At 26.4% G+C, this 20,802-nt stretch carries 18 protein-coding genes and 1 other RNA gene; 17 read left to right on the forward strand and 2 right to left on the reverse strand.

What is annotated here, in order from left to right; genetic code table 4:
- Positions 1 to 629: 629 nt before the first annotated feature.
- Positions 630 to 779, reverse strand: a complete 150-nt coding sequence (locus BST80_RS00870; RefSeq protein WP_400248246.1) for a hypothetical protein — start codon at positions 777 to 779, stop codon at positions 630 to 632.
- 378 nt (positions 780 to 1,157) lie between these two features.
- Between BST80_RS00870 and dnaA the strand changes: the two genes are divergently transcribed.
- The 13 genes from dnaA to BST80_RS00935 all read left to right on the forward strand — a co-directional run bounded on the left by dnaA (position 1,158) and on the right by BST80_RS00935 (position 14,826).
- A complete protein-coding gene (gene dnaA, locus BST80_RS00875) occupies positions 1,158 to 2,510 on the forward strand; it encodes a chromosomal replication initiator protein DnaA (protein WP_415745537.1) in 1,353 nt (450 codons plus the stop codon).
- Between the two features lie 175 nt (positions 2,511 to 2,685).
- Positions 2,686 to 3,804: a DNA polymerase III subunit beta gene (gene dnaN / locus BST80_RS00880; protein WP_415745538.1), complete on the forward strand. Its 1,119-nt coding sequence runs from the start codon at positions 2,686 to 2,688 to the stop codon at positions 3,802 to 3,804.
- A gap of 169 nt (positions 3,805 to 3,973) precedes the next feature.
- Positions 3,974 to 5,893, forward strand: coding sequence for a DNA topoisomerase (ATP-hydrolyzing) subunit B (gene gyrB, locus BST80_RS00885; RefSeq protein ID WP_415745539.1), 1,920 nt, complete (start codon positions 3,974 to 3,976; stop codon positions 5,891 to 5,893).
- Positions 5,894 to 5,908: 15 nt separating this feature from the next.
- Positions 5,909 to 8,371: a DNA gyrase subunit A gene (gyrA, locus tag BST80_RS00890; protein ID WP_415745551.1), complete on the forward strand. Its 2,463-nt coding sequence runs from the start codon at positions 5,909 to 5,911 to the stop codon at positions 8,369 to 8,371.
- A gap of 2 nt (positions 8,372 to 8,373) precedes the next feature.
- Positions 8,374 to 9,645, forward strand: a complete 1,272-nt coding sequence (serS, locus tag BST80_RS00895; protein WP_415745540.1) for a serine--tRNA ligase — start codon at positions 8,374 to 8,376, stop codon at positions 9,643 to 9,645.
- Positions 9,646 to 9,772: 127 nt separating this feature from the next.
- Positions 9,773 to 9,861: signal recognition particle sRNA small type (gene ffs / locus BST80_RS00900), an RNA gene on the forward strand.
- Between the two features lie 17 nt (positions 9,862 to 9,878).
- Complete coding sequence (locus BST80_RS00905; RefSeq protein ID WP_400248252.1) at positions 9,879 to 10,322, forward strand: deaminase; 444 nt, start codon at positions 9,879 to 9,881, stop codon at positions 10,320 to 10,322.
- A gap of 66 nt (positions 10,323 to 10,388) precedes the next feature.
- Positions 10,389 to 12,431, forward strand: coding sequence for a DNA polymerase III subunit gamma/tau (gene dnaX / locus BST80_RS00910; protein ID WP_415745541.1), 2,043 nt, complete (start codon positions 10,389 to 10,391; stop codon positions 12,429 to 12,431).
- A 17-nt stretch (positions 12,432 to 12,448) separates the two neighbouring features.
- Positions 12,449 to 13,030, forward strand: coding sequence for a recombination mediator RecR (recR, locus tag BST80_RS00915; RefSeq protein WP_415745542.1), 582 nt, complete (start codon positions 12,449 to 12,451; stop codon positions 13,028 to 13,030).
- Between the two features lie 17 nt (positions 13,031 to 13,047).
- A complete protein-coding gene (gene tmk, locus BST80_RS00920; RefSeq protein WP_400248293.1) occupies positions 13,048 to 13,692 on the forward strand; it encodes a dTMP kinase in 645 nt (214 codons plus the stop codon).
- Positions 13,685 to 14,521 (forward strand): DNA polymerase III subunit delta', encoded by an 837-nt coding sequence (locus BST80_RS00925; protein WP_415745543.1) that lies wholly within the window; start codon positions 13,685 to 13,687, stop codon positions 14,519 to 14,521. Before tmk ends, BST80_RS00925 begins: the two co-directional genes overlap by 8 nt.
- A gap of 1 nt (position 14,522) precedes the next feature.
- Entirely contained in the window at positions 14,523 to 14,675 is a 153-nt protein-coding gene (locus BST80_RS00930) for a hypothetical protein (RefSeq protein ID WP_415745544.1), read from the forward strand.
- Positions 14,662 to 14,826, forward strand: coding sequence for a hypothetical protein (locus BST80_RS00935; RefSeq protein WP_415745545.1), 165 nt, complete (start codon positions 14,662 to 14,664; stop codon positions 14,824 to 14,826). Before BST80_RS00930 ends, BST80_RS00935 begins: the two co-directional genes overlap by 14 nt.
- Here the strand turns inward: BST80_RS00935 and BST80_RS00940 are convergent.
- Positions 14,823 to 15,188, reverse strand: coding sequence for a hypothetical protein (locus BST80_RS00940; RefSeq protein WP_415745546.1), 366 nt, complete (start codon positions 15,186 to 15,188; stop codon positions 14,823 to 14,825). The two genes, BST80_RS00935 and BST80_RS00940, sit on opposite strands and share 4 nt — an antisense overlap.
- A gap of 67 nt (positions 15,189 to 15,255) precedes the next feature.
- Here BST80_RS00940 and tilS point away from each other — a divergent pair, with 67 nt between their 5' ends.
- The 4 genes from tilS to BST80_RS00960 all read left to right on the forward strand — a co-directional run bounded on the left by tilS (position 15,256) and on the right by BST80_RS00960 (position 20,663).
- Positions 15,256 to 16,563 (forward strand): tRNA lysidine(34) synthetase TilS, encoded by a 1,308-nt coding sequence (tilS, locus tag BST80_RS00945; RefSeq protein WP_415745547.1) that lies wholly within the window; start codon positions 15,256 to 15,258, stop codon positions 16,561 to 16,563.
- A gap of 73 nt (positions 16,564 to 16,636) precedes the next feature.
- On the forward strand, positions 16,637 to 18,655 hold the full coding sequence (gene ftsH, locus BST80_RS00950; RefSeq protein ID WP_415745548.1) for an ATP-dependent zinc metalloprotease FtsH: 2,019 nt from the start codon (positions 16,637 to 16,639) through the stop codon (positions 18,653 to 18,655).
- Positions 18,656 to 18,742: 87 nt separating this feature from the next.
- Complete coding sequence (locus BST80_RS00955; RefSeq protein ID WP_415745549.1) at positions 18,743 to 19,606, forward strand: Hsp33 family molecular chaperone HslO; 864 nt, start codon at positions 18,743 to 18,745, stop codon at positions 19,604 to 19,606.
- 115 nt (positions 19,607 to 19,721) lie between these two features.
- Positions 19,722 to 20,663 (forward strand): ABC transporter ATP-binding protein, encoded by a 942-nt coding sequence (locus tag BST80_RS00960; protein ID WP_415745550.1) that lies wholly within the window; start codon positions 19,722 to 19,724, stop codon positions 20,661 to 20,663.
- The last annotated feature ends 139 nt before the right edge of the window (positions 20,664 to 20,802 follow it).

A 20,802-nucleotide genomic window follows, 5' to 3' on the forward strand; every position in this document is an offset into this window, starting at 1 on the left:
GGGATTTGGAGTAGAAACAAGTTTTAGAGTGATGTATACATACACACAATAGATATACACAATAGATGAGTTCGTCTCTTATGATAATAACTTGAATGAAGATTGGCGAGTTGGTTTTTGTTGGAAACAGTTTATTAAAAAATCGTGTAAATCATACAATATTTTCAGTCAATTTTTTTTTTAACGCATTAAGATAACTTAACATTCTATATATACATTTTAGTTTATAATATTAAAACTTTAATAAATTGAATTTAATTCGTTGAATGAAAATCAATGTAAACAAAAATTCACAAAGTATGTAACAAATTTGTAATTAATAAAACTCGCGATGTAATTAAAAGGGGAAGGAAACCAACAAAATATCAGTTTATAAGACTTCTACGATAATTTATTTCAAGTACAATAGAATCCGGCTATAACGACTTCGCTTGAAGCATCCGTACGGTTTTTGCGATGAAAATTTTGGTTCCCAGACAAACCTTTATGAGTGAACTACATATTATATATGGTATGTGGTTCTAGCGTGTGTTTGAGTTATTANNANNATATTTTATANGNANNTTNNANNAACTAGGTTATGCAAGAAGTCTATTATAATCATAAATTTTTTCAACAAAACTTGTTGATTACTTAACGTTTTCATAATTTATATTATATTCTCTATTATTTTTCTTTTCTATTATTTCTAAATGTTCAAAACTATTAACTGCTATAACTGTTATCATAGAACTACCTGTAATTGTTACAATAGGCAATAAACTTAATAGTTTTTTCATAACTTAATAACTCCTCTCTTTAAAATATTTTTTTATTTTATTTAGAATAATAAGAGTTAATAGTAAATATATTTTTTAAGTAAAATAATTATACCATATTTTTATTTATTATTAGCAATTTTTTCAATAATACTTACATTAATAAATATTATTGTAAAACTTTATCACTTTCCACAATAAAAAACAATTTACACCATAAAATGTTAATAATGTGGAAAACAATAAAAATAATCAATAAAAACAATGCTTTTAAAGATAATATAAAAAATATTTAATGTGGAAAACTATTAATTTTTATTAATTTTGCTCATTTTTTAATACTTTTCCACATCTTTTATTTATAATTAATAACGATAAAAACTATTGGAGATGAAATTAATGAACACAAAAGAATTATGGATTGAAGTTAAAGAAATATTATCTCGTGATGAATCAGTTTCCCCAGAAATTTACAACTACTATATTAGTGACACAAACTTATATACTGTATCTGATAATAACTGCTTAATTACAACAAAATCAGAAATTGCAATTGGTGTTTTTGAAGCAGGATTAAATGAAAAAATTAAAAATATCTTAAAAAAACTGACTGGAATCCAATATAATATTTCTTTTGAATTAGAAAAAAATATTAATAAACAAGCATCTGTAATTAGTAAAATTGATACATTAACAGAAAAAAATAACATTGCTTATTATGAAAATTATACTTTTGAAAATTTTGTTCGTGGAGATTCTAATCATGAAGCAATGCAAGCAGCTTTAGCAGTTGCTCTAGATCTTGGAAAAAAATGAAATCCATTATTCATATATGGAGACTCTGGACTAGGAAAAACACATTTATTACACGCAATTGAAAATAAGGTAAATGAAATTTATAAAACAAATAACCGAGTAAAATATTTAAAAGCTGATGAGTTTGGAAAAATTGCTATGGATATTTTAAATCAAGGACATGAAATTATTGAAGCTTTTAAAACATCTTATGATATTTACGACTGTTTATTAATTGATGACATACAATTATTAGCAAAACGCAATAAAACAAATGAATTATTTTTTCATATTTTTAACTCATATATTGAAAAAAATAAACAAATTGTAATTACTTCTGATAAATATCCTGATGATCTAGGTGGTTTTGAATCTAGAATTATTTCTCGTTTTTCATATGGTTTAAGTATTGGTTTAGATTCACCAGATTTTGAAACAGCTCTTAAAATATTAGAACAAAAACTAAAACATCAAAATAACTTAGGATTATTTTCAGAAGAATCACTAGAATTTATTGCTTTAAATTTTAACAGTGATGTTAGAAAGTTAGAAGGAGCAATTAAGCGATTATTATTTTTAGCTGTTATGAACAAAAAACCAAATGAAATTATTACATTAGCTGATGTTGAAAAAGCATTTAAAAATGCTCCTCTGCAAAACAATGAAAAAATTACCCCTAAAAAAATTAAACAAATTGTTGCTGATAATTATAATATTACTATCAAAGCAATGATGAGTAAATCACGAGTTAGTAATGTAATGCAAGCACGACAATTAGCAATGTATTTTTGTCGAACATTATTAGATGAACCATTTACAAGAATTGGAACTGAGTTTGGTGGTAAAGACCACACAACTGTTATGAATAGTGTTAAAAAAGTTGAAGCACATATTAGCACAAACAAAGAATTTAAACATTTAGTAAATGCAATTCGTAGAAAAATTGAAGGAAAATAACACAATTTTTTCCACGCTTGTTTTTTAATAAAAAATAATATTATTTAAAACTTTATCAAGTTTTCCACATTTTCTACATTATAATAATAATAAATAAAAAACAATATTTTAACAATAGTATATAGTATATACTTATTTATATATTACATAATATACTAAAGTAAGGAGTAACAAAATGATTGTAAACATTAAAAGAGATAAAATATTAGATGAATTATTGAAAGTAAGTCGAATAATTTCTCAAAAGACTTTAATTCCTTCACTACTAGGAATTTTAATTGAAGTTAAAAAAAACAAAATTACTTTTACTACTTCTGATGGTGATACATCAATTAAATCAGAAATTATGGGCACTGATTTAAGTATTACTCGAATTGGAAGTGTCTTAATTAAAAATAAATTTATTGTTGAAGTTATTCGTAAAATTGAAGATGAATTTATTACCTTGGAAGTAGTTGAGGGTAATTTAATTAAAATCAAAGCAAGTACTTTTGATTCAGTTTTAAATACATTAAACTCAGCAGATTATCCACATTTATCATTTGAAACAGAGGGTAAAGAAATAAATTTTACAAGTATAGTATTAAAAGAAATTATTTCACAAACAAGTTTTGCAATTGGAGAAAAAGAAAAAAGAATAGTTTTTAATGGTTTAAATATTAAAACAGATCAAAATAATAAAGAATTAATAATTACTGCCACTGATTCATTTCGATTATCATGTAAAAAGATTGCTTATAGTAATAATTATAATTTTGATGTTATTATTCCTGGAAAATTTATTAATGAAATTGGCCGTTTAATTTCAGAAAATGACCAAGAAATTAAAATGAAAATTACTGATAAGTCAGTTAGTGTTATTATTAATAATACAATTGTTCAAACAAAAATTATTGAAGGAAAATATCCTGATACAAGTAAAGTTATTCCAACTTCCTTTAATACTTCATTAACAATCAATAATCGTGAACTAATTAAAATTATTGAGCGAGCTAGTGTTTTATCAAATGAGGCGATGACAACAATTGTTACATTAAAAATAAAAGAACAAAAAGTTTTAGTTACTTCATTTACGCAAGAAATTGGTAACACAGAAGAAGAAATTAAAGATTTTAAAGTTGAAGGAGCAGACCAAACAATTGCTTTTAATTCAAAGTATATTTTGGATGCTTTAAAAGCCTTTAAAACAAAAGAAATTACAATTAAAATGATTGATGAAACAAAACCATTAATTATTACTGCTAATGATGATCCAACATTACAACAATTAGTTTTACCAATTCGATCATATTAAAAACTCATTATTGAGTTTTTTTTATTTTATAACTTTTTTATAGGGTTGAATTAGACACTAAAAATATAAAAATATTTTTTAGAATATTTAAAAATATATTTGATAATTTAGCCCTAAAATTAGGTAATAATGGTAAAATAAAAGAAAGCAGAAATGGAGAGAATTATTTATGGGTGATAATTATAATTCAGAATCAATTCAAATTTTAGAAGGTTTAGAAGCAGTTCGAAAACGACCAGGGATGTATATTGGGGCGACAAATGCTAGAGGCTTACATCATTTAGTTTGAGAAATTGTTGATAACTCAATTGATGAAGTTTTAGCTAATTTTGCTAATAAAATTAAAATTATCATTAATAAAGATGAATCAATTACAGTTGTTGACAATGGCCGTGGAATTCCAATTGAAATTCACTCAAAAACAAAAATTTCAACATTAGAAACTGTTTTTACTATTTTACATGCAGGAGGAAAATTTGATTCAAATACATATAAAATTTCTGGTGGCTTACATGGAGTAGGAGCTAGTGTTGTTAATGCTTTAAGTAAATATTTAAAAGTTGAAGTTAGAAAAAATAATAAAAAATATGTAATGGAGTTTCATAATGGTGGTCAAATTTTAACACCAATTAAAGAAGTTGGTTCAACTTCAGAAACTGGAACAACAGTAACTTTTTTACCAGATGAAAAGATTTTTAAAGAAACAATAATTTTTAGTTTTTCAACAATTCAAAATCGAATTAAACAATTAGCTTTTTTAAATAAAGGATTAGAAATATCATTAGTTGATTTACGAGAAGATGATGAAGAAAAAATGGTTGTTTATCAATTTAATAATGGAATTAAAGATTATGTTTTAGAATTAAATAAAACAATTGGTACGCCACTAAACGATGTTTTTTATGTTGAAGGAATAGAAGATAATATTGTTGTTGAATTTGGGTTACAATATAATGACAATTATTCAGAAAATATTTTTTCTTTTTGTAATAACATTAATACCCATGAGGGTGGAACCCACGAAGAAGGTATTAAATTAGCCATTGTTCGTGAAATAAATAATTATTTTAAAAATATTAATAAAAATAATAAAGGTAACGAAGATAAATTTACTTGAGATGACATTAAAGAAGGAATGACAACAATAATTTCTATTCGTCATCCGGATCCGCAATATGAAGGTCAAACTAAAACAAAGTTAGGAAATAGTGAAGTTAAAAAAATTGTTTCTAATATTGTTGGAAAAGGATTAAGTAGTTATTTGTTAGAAAATCCAGAAGATGCAAAAAAAAATATTGAAAAAATAAGTTTATCATTAAAAGCAAGAATTGCTGCACAACGTGCAAAAGAAACAACACGTCGTAAGACCGTAATGGATAGTTTTTCATTACCAGGTAAATTAGCAGATTGTGAAACAAAAGATGCTAAAATAGCTGAACTTTATGTTGTTGAAGGGGATTCTGCTGGTGGAAGTGCTAAATCTGGTCGAAATCGAAAATTTCAAGCAATTTTACCATTACGAGGAAAAATTTTAAATGTTGAAAAAGCAAAACAAATTAAAATATTTGAAAATAATGAAATTAATTCAATTATTACCGCATTAGGAGCAGGTATTAAAGATAATTTTAATGATAAAAAATTACGTTATCAAAAGGTAATTATTATGACTGATGCTGATGTTGATGGTGCACATATTCGAATTTTATTATTGACATTTTTTTATCGTTATATGAAAGATTTGATTGAAAATGGCAATATTTATATTGCTCAACCACCACTATACAAAATTCAAAATGGTAATCAGATTCAATATGCTTATAGTGATAATGAATTAGAACTTTATAAAGAAGAATTATTAAAACAAAATAAAAATTATACAATTCAACGTTATAAAGGATTAGGAGAAATGAATCCAGAACAATTATGAGAAACAACAATGGATCCAGAACGGCGTTTATTATTGAAAGTTTCTGTTAATAATGCATTTGAAGCAAATTTAATTTGTAATGAATTAATGGGTGAAAATGTTGAACCACGAAAAAAATTTATTCGTGAAAATGCAAAATATGTTAAAAATTTAGATGTCTAGAAGGGAGATATAATGATGAAATCAGAAAATGATGGATATGATTATGATGGTAAAATTCGTGATATTGATATTGCTGATGAAATGAAAAATGGCTTTTTAGATTATGCAATGTCAGTTATTGTTTCACGTGCAATTCCTGATGTTCGTGATGGATTAAAACCAGTTCATCGCCGTATTATTTATGCAATGTGAGATTTAAAAATGACTTACGATAAACAACATAAGAAATCAGCTCGAATTGTTGGTGAAGTAATTGGGAAATATCATCCACATGGTGATACTGCTGTTTATGAAGCAATGGTTCGGATGGCACAAGATTTTTCTTATCGTTATCCTTTAATTGATGGGCATGGAAATTTTGGTTCAATGGATGGTGATGCTCCAGCGGCAATGCGATATACGGAAGCAAAAATTAGTAAAATTGCTGGTGAACTAATCAAAGATATTGAAAAAGAAACAACAATTTTTATTGACAATTATGATGGCAGTGAAGAAGAACCGACTTTTTTACCAGGATATTTTCCAAATTTATTAGTTAATGGTGCTAGTGGAATTGCTGTTGGAATGGCAACTAATATTCCACCTCATAATTTGAATGAAGTAATTGATGGTGTTATTGCGGTAACAAAAAATCCTGAAATAACAACTGTTGAATTAATGAAAATTATTAAAGGACCTGATTTTCCAACGGGAGCATTAATTACGGCTGGAAACGGCTTAATTAAAGCTTATGAAACAGGAAATGGAGCAATTACAATTCGTTCAAAAATTGATATTGAAGAAAATAATAATAAAAGACGAATTATTGTGTCAGAGATTCCATATCAAATTAATAAAGCAAAATTGTTGGAACGAATTGCAGAATTAATTCGCGACAAAATTATTAATGGAATTAGTGATCTTCGTGATGAATCAAACATGGAGGGGGTTCGTATTGTTTTAGAATTAAAACGTGATGCTCAAGAAAATGTTATTTTAAATAAGTTATATAAATTAACACCACTTCAAACTAATTTTTCGTTAAATATTTTAGCATTATACAAAAACCAACCAAGAGTAATGGGTTTAAAACAAATTTTAAAATATTTTATTGAACATCAAATTGATATTATTATTAAACGTAGTCAGTTTGAATTAAAGAAAAATCGTAATCGTTTAATCATTTTAGAAGGATTAAAAATTGCGCTTGATAATATTGATGAAGTAATTACAATTATTAAACAATCACAAACAACACAGATTGCATCAAATGCTTTAATTAATAAATTTAATTTGGTAGTTGAACAAGCACGAGCAATTTTAGAAATGCGCTTACAAAGATTAACTGGATTAGAAATTGAAAAAATTATTAATGAAATTAAAGATATTAAAGTAGCAATAACTGAATTAGAAGAGATTATTAATAATAGTGAAAAACAAATTGACATTATGATTACGGAATTAACAGAAATCAAGAAAAAATATGGTGATGAGCGGCGTAGTCACATTATTAAGGAAGAGTTAACAGAAATTGATCCAGAAGAATTAATTCGCCGGGAAGACATTTTAATTATGTTAACACAAGATGGTTATGTTAAACGAGTAGCTGATGATACTTTTAAATTACAAAATCGTGGTGGAAAAGGGATTATTGGTTTAGCAAATATTGAAGATAGTTTAAAGAAAATTATTAGTGCTAATAGTATTGACTCATTATTAATTTTTTCAAATTTTGGAAAAGTGTATAAATTACGAGCTTATCAAATTGAAACATATTCACGACATGCACGGGGGTTACCAATTATTAATTTAATCGCAATTGATAAAACAGAAAGCATTCAAACAATTATTGCTATAGATGAGTCAATTTCAACAGAGGATAATTTATTTTTTGTGACAAAAAAAGGTCTTATTAAAAAAACAAAGATAAGTGAATTTAATCAAATTCGTCAAACAGGAAAAGTAGCAATTGAGTTAAAAGATAATGATGAATTAGTAAGCGTGATTATTACAAAAGGACATGATGATGTTATTATTGGAAATAATATTGGAAAAGTAATTCGATTTAATGAAGAAGAAATTAGGCCAATGACACGACAATCAGTAGGGGTTAAAGGAATTGCTAACGATGTTGTTGGAGAAACCATTGGGGTGAGTTCAGGACGGTCTGCGAAATATGTTTTATCAGTAACTGAAAATGGTTATGCGAAAAAAACAGCAATTGAAGATTATCGTTTGACAGGGCGAAATACTAATGGTGTTAAGTCAATGAACTTAACAGATAAAACAGGATATTTAAAATTTGTTCAAGCTGTAAATGGTTATGAAGATATTTTAGTAGGAACAAAAAAAGGAAATATTATTCGTGTTTCGCTAGAACAAATTCCATTATTTGGCCGAACAACATCGGGTGTTAAAATTATGCGATTAGAACAAGATGATAAATTAGAAGTTATTAAAATTTTAAAAAAGAAAATTAGCATTGAAGGAGAAAGATAAAAATGTTAGATCAGAAAAAAATTGTTGAAAATTTTAACGAAATAATGAAGAAATTAAACCGCCGGCATAATGATTTTTCATATTTACAAGATATTAAAAAATTATCAGTTCAACGTCGCGAATTAATTGTTAAATCAGAAAAATTAAAAGAAAAACGAAATCTTGAATCAAAAAAAGTTGGAATTTTAATAGCAGAAAAAAAAGACCAAGAAGTACAAACAATTAAAGAATTAATTAGTACTATTAAACAAGAAATGGAAGTAATTGATGAACAACTAAATAAAGTTGAAGAAAAAATTAAAGCAATTTTAGAAGTTACGCCTAACGTTCCAGATGATTCAGTTCCTAGTGGGAAAAATGAAAACGATAATGTGGAAATTCGTAAATGAGGTAAAATTCCAAATCATAAGAAAGTAAAAGAACATTGAGAAGTAGCGACAGCATTAGACTTAATTGATTTTGATCGGGGAACTAAAATATCAGGTTCACGTTTTGTAGTATATAAAGGAATGGGAGCTAAATTAGAACGTGCTTTAATGAACTTTATGTTAGATGAACATGCAAAACGATATTATATTGAAATTGAACCACCAATTTTAGTACAACCACAAATTATGTATGGAACAGGAAACCTGCCAAAATTTAAAGAGGATTTATATTATATTGAAAAAGATAATTTATATTTAATTCCAACTGCAGAAGTACCAGTAACTAATTTATACCGTGAAGAAATTTTGGAGAAAGATCAGTTACCAATTTATCATACTGCTTATACACCATGTTTTCGTCAGGAAGCTGGTTCTGCTGGACGTGATACAAAAGGAATTATTCGTTTACACCAGTTTAAAAAGGTTGAAATGGTTAAGTTTACTATCGAAGAAGCTTCATTTGAAGAATTAGAAAAAATGGTATTAGATGCAGAAAATATTCTTCAATTATTAGAAATTCCATACCGTGTAATCTTGTTGTGTTCAGGTGATATGGGATTTTCTTCAACAAAAACATATGATGTAGAAGTATGAATGCATGGTCAGAATAAATATCGGGAAATTTCGTCTTGTTCAAATTGTCTTGATTTTCAAGCACGTCGGATGAAATTACGTTATCGTGATGATAATAATGAAATAAAATATGTTCATACTTTAAATGGATCAGGTTTAGCAATTGATCGTTTAATTGCTGCCATTTTAGAAAATTATCAAAATGAAGATGGAACTGTTACAATTCCAAAAAAATTGCAGCCTTATTTTCAAGGTCATACTGTTATTGTTTAAAATGTTTCACGTGAAACATTTTAAACAGGCAAGGAAAAGAAAAACCAAAAAACTGCAATGTTTCACGTGAAACATTGCAGTTTTTAATAAAAAGGATATGCAAAATAAAATTCTATGCTATAATTACTTATGTCATTACAATAGTTACATTTGAAATTGGTCAGGACCGGAAGGTAGCAGTCATAAGACTAAGGACTATGTGTAATGACATTTTTTATGATAAGGGTGACTTTATGACAGATACTACATTAATTTTCAATAAATTATATAAGTTATCACAATGAGCATATAAGAAAAAACATGTTCCAATTTCTGCATTAGTTGTTGACCAAAATGGTAAAATTATTGCCATTGGATATAATAAAACAACAAAAAATTCAGTAACAACACACGCTGAGATTTATGCTTTAAATCAAGCATGTCGAAAAAAACGAACAAATAAAATTAGTGATTGTTCAATATGAGTTACTGTTGAACCATGTATGATGTGCCTAGGAGCAATAATTAATTCAGGAATTAAAGTTATTAATTATTATTTATCAAATGAAAAATATGGTTTTTTAAAGTCTAATCATACTTTTGATATTTCAAAATTAAAAGTTCAACATGTTAGAAAACATGAGGAAAATATGATTTTAAAAGATTTAATGAAGAAATTTTTTGAACAATTAAGATAGAATATTTGTAATTAAAGGAGTAAAATAAAGTTATTATAACAATAATATTGGACGGGAGTATAAAAAATGGATTATATTTCTTTATATCGTAAATATCGACCAAATAATTTTGATAAAATTGTTGGACAAATTGAAATTAGAAAAGCTTTAAAAAATGCAATTATAAATAATACATTTTCGCATGCATATTTATTTTCAGGACCACCTGGGACAGGGAAAACTTCGATTGCAAAAATATTTGCAAAAGCAATTAATTGTATTAATTTAGATAAAGGAAATCCGTGTAATGAATGTGCTAGTTGTCAGGAAATAAACCGCGCCGGAGCAGTTGATGTATTTGAAATTGATGCTGCTTCAAATAATGGTGTTGATGAAATTCGAGAAATTAGAAATAACGTTCAGTTACTTCCTACGATGACAAAATATAAAGTTTATATTATTGATGAAATTCATATGTTAACTAATTCAGCTTTTAATGCATTATTAAAAACATTAGAAGAGCCACCACAACATGTTGTTTTTATTTTAGCAACAACTGAAAGTCATAAGATTCCTGCAACAATTATTTCACGTTGTCAACAATATAATTTTCGTAAGATCTCAAAAGTTGAATTAGAAAATAATATTATTAATATTTTACAAAAAGAGGAAATTAAATATGATTTGGCTGCGATTAAAGAAATTGCTCTTTTGGCTGATGGTAGTGCTCGCGATTCATTAAGTATTTTAGAACAAGTAATTATGTTTTCTGATCGAAATGTTACCTTAGAAAATGTAAATATTATTTTTGCAACAGTTTCAAAAACCATTAAATTAAAATTATTAAAAGATATTTTAGAATATAAAACAACAGAAGTTTTAATGGCTAGTAAAAAAATTTATCAAGCAGGTTCTGATTTTGAAATTTTAACATTAAATTTATTAAATATTTTAAAAGAAATTTTTGAGTTTAAACAAACGAATAATTCAATTTTTTTAAATTTATTATCAGAAAAACAAGCAAAAGAATTTGCTGAACAATTAAGTTCAAAAGAATTAATTATGTTACTTGATTTGTTTACTGAAGCAGCAAGCAAAATGCGAAATAGTAAAACACAAGAAATGTATTTTGAATTAATTTTATTAAAATCTTTAGCAATTTTTGAAAATAATACTAAGAATTTACAGAATTTAAAATTAAGTGATTTAGTGATTTTAGAGCATACAGAGGAAAGAGAAATTAATCATGATAAAATAGAACAAATTTCTAAAAATATAGAAATAATAGAAAATAATTATGAAAAAGATCAAGTGATACCATTAAAAAACAATGATGAAATAATTCATTTAAAAGAACCGAAATTACCTAATAACCAACCATTATTTCATAATTTTTCATTATTTAATGATGAAGAACATAATGATAGTTCTTTTAGTAACATAGAACCACAACAAGATAAAATAATATTAGATAAAAATGATCTTCAAACTAATTTTGAACAAACAAAGGAAAAAGAAAGTTTTCAGTCAGTTGGATCAGAGCAAATTTTTTATGGAAAAGAATTAGAAGGCATAACTGACTTACAAAAATATCATGACGATATGAAAAATAAAGTTAATATCTATGAATTTTCTAATATTAATTATTCTAATAATCAAATTTTTAATATTTTAATTAAAGCTAGTAAAGAAAAGCGAGAAAAATTTAAAAATAAATTTATGGAATTAATTAACGAAAAAGGTAAAGTAGTTCAATTAGATAAATTAATTAGTTTCTATGATGTTAAATATGCGGCTGCATCAGAACAAGGACTGATTATTGTAACTAATACAAAACCAGAAGCAAATTGAATTAGTTTTGAAATGTGTAATTGAGAATTTCGCAATAAGATTTTCCAAGCATTTGATTTTGATTTTATTATTATTGCCTTAAGTGAAACTGAGTGAACTAGTGTTCGCAATGATTATGTTAAAATTAGACAAGCAAATAAATTACCAAAACCAACATTAATTGATGTTGAAGAGTTTTACCAAAATTTATTAGTTAAACAAATTGATAACTATGAAGAACATAAAGATGTTCTTGAAACTGGTAAACAAATTTTTGATAACATTAAGATAGTAGAATAATTGATTGGAGATTTGAAATGAACTATGAAGAATTAATTATGGAATTAAAAACTATTTTAGGTGTTGGTAAAAAGACTGCAGAAAGGATTTTTAATAAATTAATTATTAAACCATCATTATTGGAATCATTAGAGCATGTTTTTAATGAAATCAAAAATAATTATCATCAATGCTCAATTTGTTCAACATTAATGCAAAATAATGTTTGTTTCTTTTGCCATAATAATTTACGTGAACAAACAAAGCTTTGTGTTGTTAGCAATTTTTTTGATATTATAAAAATTGAAGCAACAAAAGTTTTTAATGGAGTTTATCATGTTTTAAATGGTGAAATTAATGTAAAAAATGGCATTACACCAGATAAATTAACTTTTTCTGCGTTAGAATCCCGAATGAATGATAAAATTATAAAAGAAGTGATTATTGCTGTTGGTGCTACTTTTGAAGGAGAAGTAACAGCTCAATACTTAAAAACATTTTTGCAACCTTTTAATATAAAAATATCACGTTTAGCCCAAGGGATACCAATTGGTGGTTCCTTAGATTATATTGATGAGGTAACATTAAGACAAGCTTTAGAAGGACGTAAAGATGTTTAAGAACAGGGAGTGTAATGATGCTATTTATAACATTAGAAGGAATTGATGGTTCTGGGAAAACAACGATTTCAAAATTATTAAAAGAAAAATTACGGTCAGAAGGATATCAAGTTGTTTTAACACGAGAACCAGGGGGCAATGAAATTGCTGAGCAAATTAGAAATGTTATTTTAAGTAAACATAATTTAGGAATGGACCCATGAACAGAAGTTTTATTATATATTGCTGCTCGTAGGCAACATGTTGTTGAAGATATTTTGCCGGCGTTAAAACGAGGAGAAATTGTAATTTGTGATCGTTTTATGGATTCTACTTCAGCATATCAAGGATATGCTCGTGGATTAGGAATTCGAACATTAGATGAAGTACAATCCATTGTTTTGGGCACAACAAAGCCAGATTTAACTCTTTTTTTTGATATTGAACCAACAATGGCAAGTGAAAGAATGAAAGTTCGAAATGAGGTTGAAATGAACCGTCTTGATTTAGAAAAAAATTCGTTTCACAAGAAGGTATATGAAGGGTATCAAGTTTTAATTAGTGAAAATGCAGATCGCATTAAAGTTATTGATGCTAGTAAACCAGTGAATGAAGTATTAGAACAAGTATATTATTATGTTGATGAAATTATTCAAAAAATAAAGGACAAAGAAAATGGATAATTTATTTACAAAAAATGATGTTGAGAAAATGACACTATTTAAAAATTTAATTTTAAAAAATAATTTATCAAATCAACTTTTGATTTCTTGCAATAATAAAGTTAAATTAGAAAAATTTACAACAGAAGTTATTAGATTTTTATTGTGTTTAAAAAAACAAGGAGCAGATTGTGAATGTGATATTTGTCACCGCATTAATAATAAAACTTATTATGATTTAAAAATTAAAGGTGATTTTAAAACAACAATCAAAAAAAAAGCAATTCAAGAAATTATTCAAACCTTTAATTATTCTGCGTTAGAACAAACAGGAATAAAAGTATATATTATTAATGGTATTGATTTATTAACATTAGAAGCGGCTAATTCATTGTTAAAATTTTTAGAAGAGCCTAGTAAAAATACATACGCTTTTTTGTTAACAACTAATAAAACAAATGTTATTGATACTATTAAATCACGTTGTTTAAATATTATTTTAGAAAATACAACTGATTTATTAGAAGTTGATGATTTTAAAAATGAATTTATTTCTACCTTTTTTAACAATTTTGCAAGTAACTCGATAAATAACTTTATTCCTATTCGTCAGTTAAATAATTATGATAGTGTTGAATGCCGCCAATTTTTTTTAGCAATTGCTAATGTTTTAAAAAAGAAAGAATGAGAAAAATATCAAATTACAAATCAAGATTTAATTCAAAAACTAAATCATAAAAATAGCAAGTTAATTGAAATTTGTTATACTATTGCCAATTTATTATTGGAAAATTTAAATAAAGAATTAATTTTAGAAAAGGGATTGATTGATTGATATAACGAGGTGTAAAGTGAAAGTTTTAAATGATTTATTAGATTATGAGGGAATTAAAATTAACCAACGAACTGATATGTTTAATTTTTCATTGGATACAGTCCTACTGGCTCGTTTTGCAACATTAAATACAAAAATAAAAAATATTTTAGATATTGGTACTAACTAATGCGGTAATTCCGTTAATTTTATCAACTTTAACTTCAGCACCAATTACTGGCATTGAATTGCAAAAAGAAGCTGTACAATTAGCAGAAGAAAATGTTGCATTAAATCATAAAATTGAACAGATTAAAATTATTCATAATGATATTAATTAATATGTTAAAACTAATGCTAATGTTAAATATGATTTAATTGTCTGCAAGCCGCCGTTTTTTAAAATTGATGGAGCAAAATTAAATGAAAAAAATAAATTATTAATTCCAGCACGCCATGGAACAGATGTCATATTAGAAGAGATTATTTTTGCTGCTAAGAAATTAGTTGCAAATCGAGGGTATTTTACGATTATTCATCGTACAACAAGATTATTAGAAATTACTGCATTATTAATTAAGTATGGTTTTAATATTAAGCGACTACAATTTATTCATCCTTTTGTAGAAAGTGAAGCAAATAATGTTTTAATTGAAGCTCGTTTTCAAAGTGGGGCAGGCCTTATTGTTGAAAAACCAATCATTGTTCATAATAAGAATTATCATTATACAGAACAAGTTTTAAAATTATTTCGAAAATAGGTGATAGAAATGGAAACTAAACTTTTAAAACAGAATGAAAAATATGTTATCGGGGTGTCTGGTGGTCCGGATAGTATGTTTTTACTTGACAATATTTATAATAATTCAGAGTTAGATATTAATAATTTCATTGTATGTTTGGTAAATTACCAGAAGCGAAAAGATAGTGACTATGATGAACAAATTGTTGTTGAATATTGCCAAAAACGAAATATTAAGGTCTATGTAAAAAAAGTGACAGCGAAAGACTATGAACAGTATCAGACTAATTCTCATAATTTTCAAGCAGTTGCTCGTAGCATACGATATGATTTTTTTTTACAAATTAGTGAAAAATATTGTTGCCAGGGTGTTTTAATTGCCCATAATTTGACTGATCATATTGAAACATATATTTTGCAAAAACAACGAAATGGGATTGTTGAATATTATGGTCTAAATAAAACTAGTTATTATTATTCTCAATTGTTTAACAAAAAACTAAAAATATTGCGGATTATGTTAGAAATATCAAGAGAAGAAATTATTGAATATTTATTTCATCAGCAAATTAATTATGCAATTGATTCAACTAATATCTTAGCGATTTATAATCGAAATATTATTCGTAATGAAATTCAGGATATTAATTTACAAGATATGTTATTAGAAATTGAGGAAAAAAATAAGGAAAATGAACAATTAAAGTTAGTTGCAAAAAATTATTTGATTAAAAATTTTGGGCAAATTAATGTTACTAGTTTTAATGCTCTTAATAATATTCAGTTGCAAAAAATTATTATTTTTAATTATTTTAAAATTAATAAGGTTGTTTATTTAATTAGGAATAAAAAAAGAAAGTTTTTAGATGAAATAATTAAGGAATTAAAAAGTTTAAAACCAAATATTATTCTTAAAATTAATTCAAGATATTCTTTAATTAAATCATATGATAATGTTGAAATTGTTAATAATGAACTTTTAGAATTAACAACAATTCAAATAACATCAACAACTGGATTACCAATAAAATGAAAAGAAAATATTATTAATTGGGGAACTAAAAATAAGTATGATTTTATGATAGCAGCAGCACAATGACCAATCACAATTACCAACGATTTATCTTTGCTAAGAAATGCAATGATTAATAAGATGCGTTTAAATCGTTGATTTATCAAAAATAAAGTACCGCTTTTAGCACGAAAAAGTTATTTTGTATTAGATAAGGATAATAACCTTATTTATGCGAATAATTTAGTTGATTTAAAAATTAATAAATTTATTAATAATACTTTAGCGGAAAAATACAATTTATTTTTTTTTATGATAGAATAGTCTAGAATTGGTTCATTGTTTCAAATGACCGAAAAAGATTAATTTTAAAAGTCTTAATAGAAAGGAAACAATTATGAATAAAAAAAGAATGTGATTTGCAATTATAAGTTCGTTAATTTTTATTGGTTTGATTATTTTAACAATTGTATTATGAATAAAATCAGATATTACAAAAATTAGCGAAGGAGATATGCAAAAAATTGGTAATACTCAAAATTATAACAATCAAAATATTGATGAAATTACTATTAAGGCTAATGTTGGTAAAAATACTGTAGTTATAGAAGGAGTAATTCGATATTCTGAGGGTGGTGTTATCAAAACTGTTCGCTATAGTTCGGAATGAAACCGTGAAGGTTTTAGAGCTTATACTTACAAGGACAAAATACCAACAAATACATGAGATGAAAATTTTAAAAATAAATTAAAAGGTGGTCTTGTTTCAGTTGACCGTGAGTTTGTTCCAATGTGACAAGCGATGTTAATACAATTAGTACCATGATTATTAATAATGGGAATCGCCGTCTTTATGATTGCTCGTTTATCAAAAATGTCTGGTGGGATGTCAGGTGCTAATCCCTTTTCAATGGGGAAAAATAAAGCACGTCAAATTCAATCCACTGTTAAATTTTCTGATGTTGCAGGAATTAATGAAGAAAAAACAGAGTTAGTTGAGGTAGTTGATTATTTAAAGAATCCACAAAAATATTCAAGTATGGGTGCTCGTGCTCCAAAAGGAGTTCTAATGGAAGGACCACCAGGTACAGGAAAAACTTTATTAGCAAAAGCTGTTGCTGGAGAAGCTGGTGTTCCATTCTTTTCAATTTCAGGTTCTGAATTTGAAGAAATGTTTGTTGGAGTTGGTGCTTCAAGAATTCGTGAAATGTTTATTGCAGCTAAAAAAGCTGCACCATGTATCATTTTTATTGATGAAATTGATGCTGTTGGTCGAAAAAGAACTGTTTCAATTGGGAGTGGTACTAATGAACAAACATTGAACCAATTATTAGTTGAAATGGATGGTTTTGGAACTAATACGGGAGTTATTGTTATGGCAGCAACAAACCGAGTTGATGTATTAGACTCTGCCTTATTAAGACCGGGGCGTTTTGACCGCCAGATTCAAATTTCATTACCAGATATTAATGAACGAGAAGCAATTTTAAAATTACATGCTCGAAATAAAGCAGTTTCAACAGAGGTTGATTTTAGACGAATCGCGGAAAGAACACCAGGATTTTCTGGAGCTCAATTAGAGAATGTTTTAAATGAAGCAGCAATTTTATGTGTTCGTAAGAATTTAAAAATTATTACTGTTAATATTATTGATGAAGCGATTGATCGTGTTGTTGGGGGACCAGCAAAAGAATCACGTAAATATTCAGTAATGGATAAAGATATTGTTTCTTATCATGAAGCTGGTCATGCTCTAATTGGTTTACGTTTAGAAGCAGCTAGCAAAGTTCAAAAAGTTACTATTATTCCACGTGGACAAGCAGGTGGTTATACAATTATGACACCAAAAGAAGAAACAATGTTTCATAGTAAAGAGAACTTATATGCGACAATTACTGGTTATTTAGGTGGGCGTGCATCAGAAGAGATTATTTTTGGAAAAACAAAAATAACAACAGGAGCACATGATGATTTAGAAAAAGCAACTAATATTGCACGTCATATGGTTACTGAATATGGAATGAGTTCTTTAGGATTAGTTCAATTTGAATCACCAAAAGATGAATATACTGGAACAAGAAAACGTTATTCAGAAGATATTGCGGCTAAAATTGATACTGAAGTTCGTAAAATTTTAGATGATTGTTATGTAACAGCAAAAGCATTAATTTCTGAAAATCGTAGTTTATTAAATTTAATTGCTGAAAGTTTAAAAATATTAGAAACAATTACGGCAGAACAAATTGAATATATTGATAAATATCATAAATTACCTGATGAAGTAATTCATGAAAAAGAACGTGCAGCAAAGCATAAAGAAAAAAAAGCAAAAGGTGAAATTTTAGAAGTTAAACCAAAAGAACGAAAAAAAGATCACCCAGAAGATGATAAAAATAATGATCCAAATAAGAAGTAGACTAATTAAGTCTACTTTTTGTTTTACTTTTAACGATGATTATACTATAATTGCAAAGGAAAGAAATTTATAAAGGAGTTTAAAGGAATGGACAAAGTAACGAAAGCAATTAGTAATGTTCATAATGTTAAAATGACAGTTGTTGATGCAATTAAATCATTAAACGATATTATTAAATTACATGCAACTAATCCGCTTGCAACAATTGTGTTGTCAAGAGTTGTTCTAGCCACTATTTTAATTGGTAGTGATATGAAAAATGCAACTGATAAAATGACAAGTATTATTAATGGAAATGGTCCAATTGGAACGATTATGGCAGAATATACTGGTCATAAAGTACGAGGATTTTGTGCTAATCCACAATTTGATGTTGATGAAATTGATCGTGAACATAATGTTATTTCCCAAGTAGTTGGTACAAATGGTTATTTACGCGTAATGAAAGATTTAGGAATGAAAGAAAGTTTCTCAGGTCAAATTCAATTAATTTCTGGTGAAATTAATTTAGATTTTACTTATTATTTAGCACAAAGTGAACAAATTAAATCAGTTATTGCATGTTCAATTAAAATGAATGAAGATAATACAATTGCAAAAGCAGTTGGTTTTTTCGCACAGTTGTTACCAGAACATAAAGAAGAAGATATTGACTATTTAGAAGAAAAAATTGAAAATTTAGAAAACATTAGTCATAAATTAATTGCTGAAGATAATTTAATTAATATTTTTAAACTCATTGATCAAAATGCCAAAGTGTTAGAAGTTGATGAAATTAAATTTGAATGTAGTTGTTCATACGAAAAAGCTTTAGAATCAGCAAAATTATTAGGTGATGAGCAACTTAATGAAATTTTAATAAATAATGGTGAAATTGAAATTGCATGTGATTTTTGCCGCAAAAAATATCATATTAGAGTAAGTGATTTAAAAAGTTTACTTAAAGAATAAGGGCAAGATATCTTAAATAAATTGATAAAATTATAATAATTTTGTTATGATATTATTATGATAAAAAATAATTGTAAAATGCATTTTAGTATTTAAAGGGGAGGCACAACACAAGATGGCTGAAATTAAAGATGTACCTAGTACAGACCAAACAAAACCACATGGAAAAGAAGCTAAAGCAAAAAAACCAAATGACAAGGAACCAAAAGAAAAAGTTGATTATACTGCCGTTAAAGAATTTAAACAAAAGTTAAAAGAGCAAAAGAAACAAACAAAGTTATATTCAAAACGAATTCTAAAAGGGGAAATTATTTCAACAACAAATAGTAAACCAGATACAAATAAATATGTAATTGAACTAGTTAATGTGAAAAAATCATATATTACTGGGGAAGTTGAAACACCAGTTTTAAAAGGAATTAATTTAAAATTAGAAAAAGGAGACTTTATTGTTATTCTAGGTCCTTCTGGATCAGGAAAAACAACATTACTAAACATTATTTCAGGTTTAGATAAAGTTTCAAGTGGTGATGTTTTTGTTATTGGCTATAACTTATCGTTATTAAAAGATGTTGATTTAACAAAATTTAGACGAGATAATGTTGGTTTTATTTTCCAACAATATAATTTATTAACTAATTTAACTGCCAAAGAAAATGCTGAAGTTGGGGAAAATTTAAGTAAAAACAAAAATAAGAATATGACAATTAAAGATATTTTTGAGACAATTGGAATGGAAGAACAAATGAACAAATATCCTCACCAAATGTCAGGGGGACAACAACAACGGGTTTCAATTGCTAGAGCATTAGCAAAAAATCCAGATATTTTATTTGGCGATGAACCAACAGGAGCTTTAGATGAAGAAATGGGTCGAAAAGTACTTGAAATTTTAGTTGATGTTAATAAAAAATATAAAACAACGGTTATTATTGTTACGCATAACCCAAATATTGCTGATATTGCTAATACAGTTATTCATGTTCGTAATGGATTAATTGACAAAATTAAAAAAAATACACATCTAAAGAAACCAAGTGAAATTGATTGATCTTAATTTGTAAAACGCTATTATGTGTTTTACATTTTTTTATTAATATTATTAAAAATATTTTTTAAAANAATAAAATNATTTNANAATGTGAGGTACCATATACATTTTAGACCAGTTAGTCTTTTAAAAATTTTAACACAGC

The sequence above is a fragment of the Spiroplasma sp. Moj genome, assembly GCF_016082285.1.
GTDB lineage: Bacteria > Bacillota_I > Bacilli_A > Mycoplasmatales > Mycoplasmataceae > Spiroplasma > Spiroplasma phoeniceum.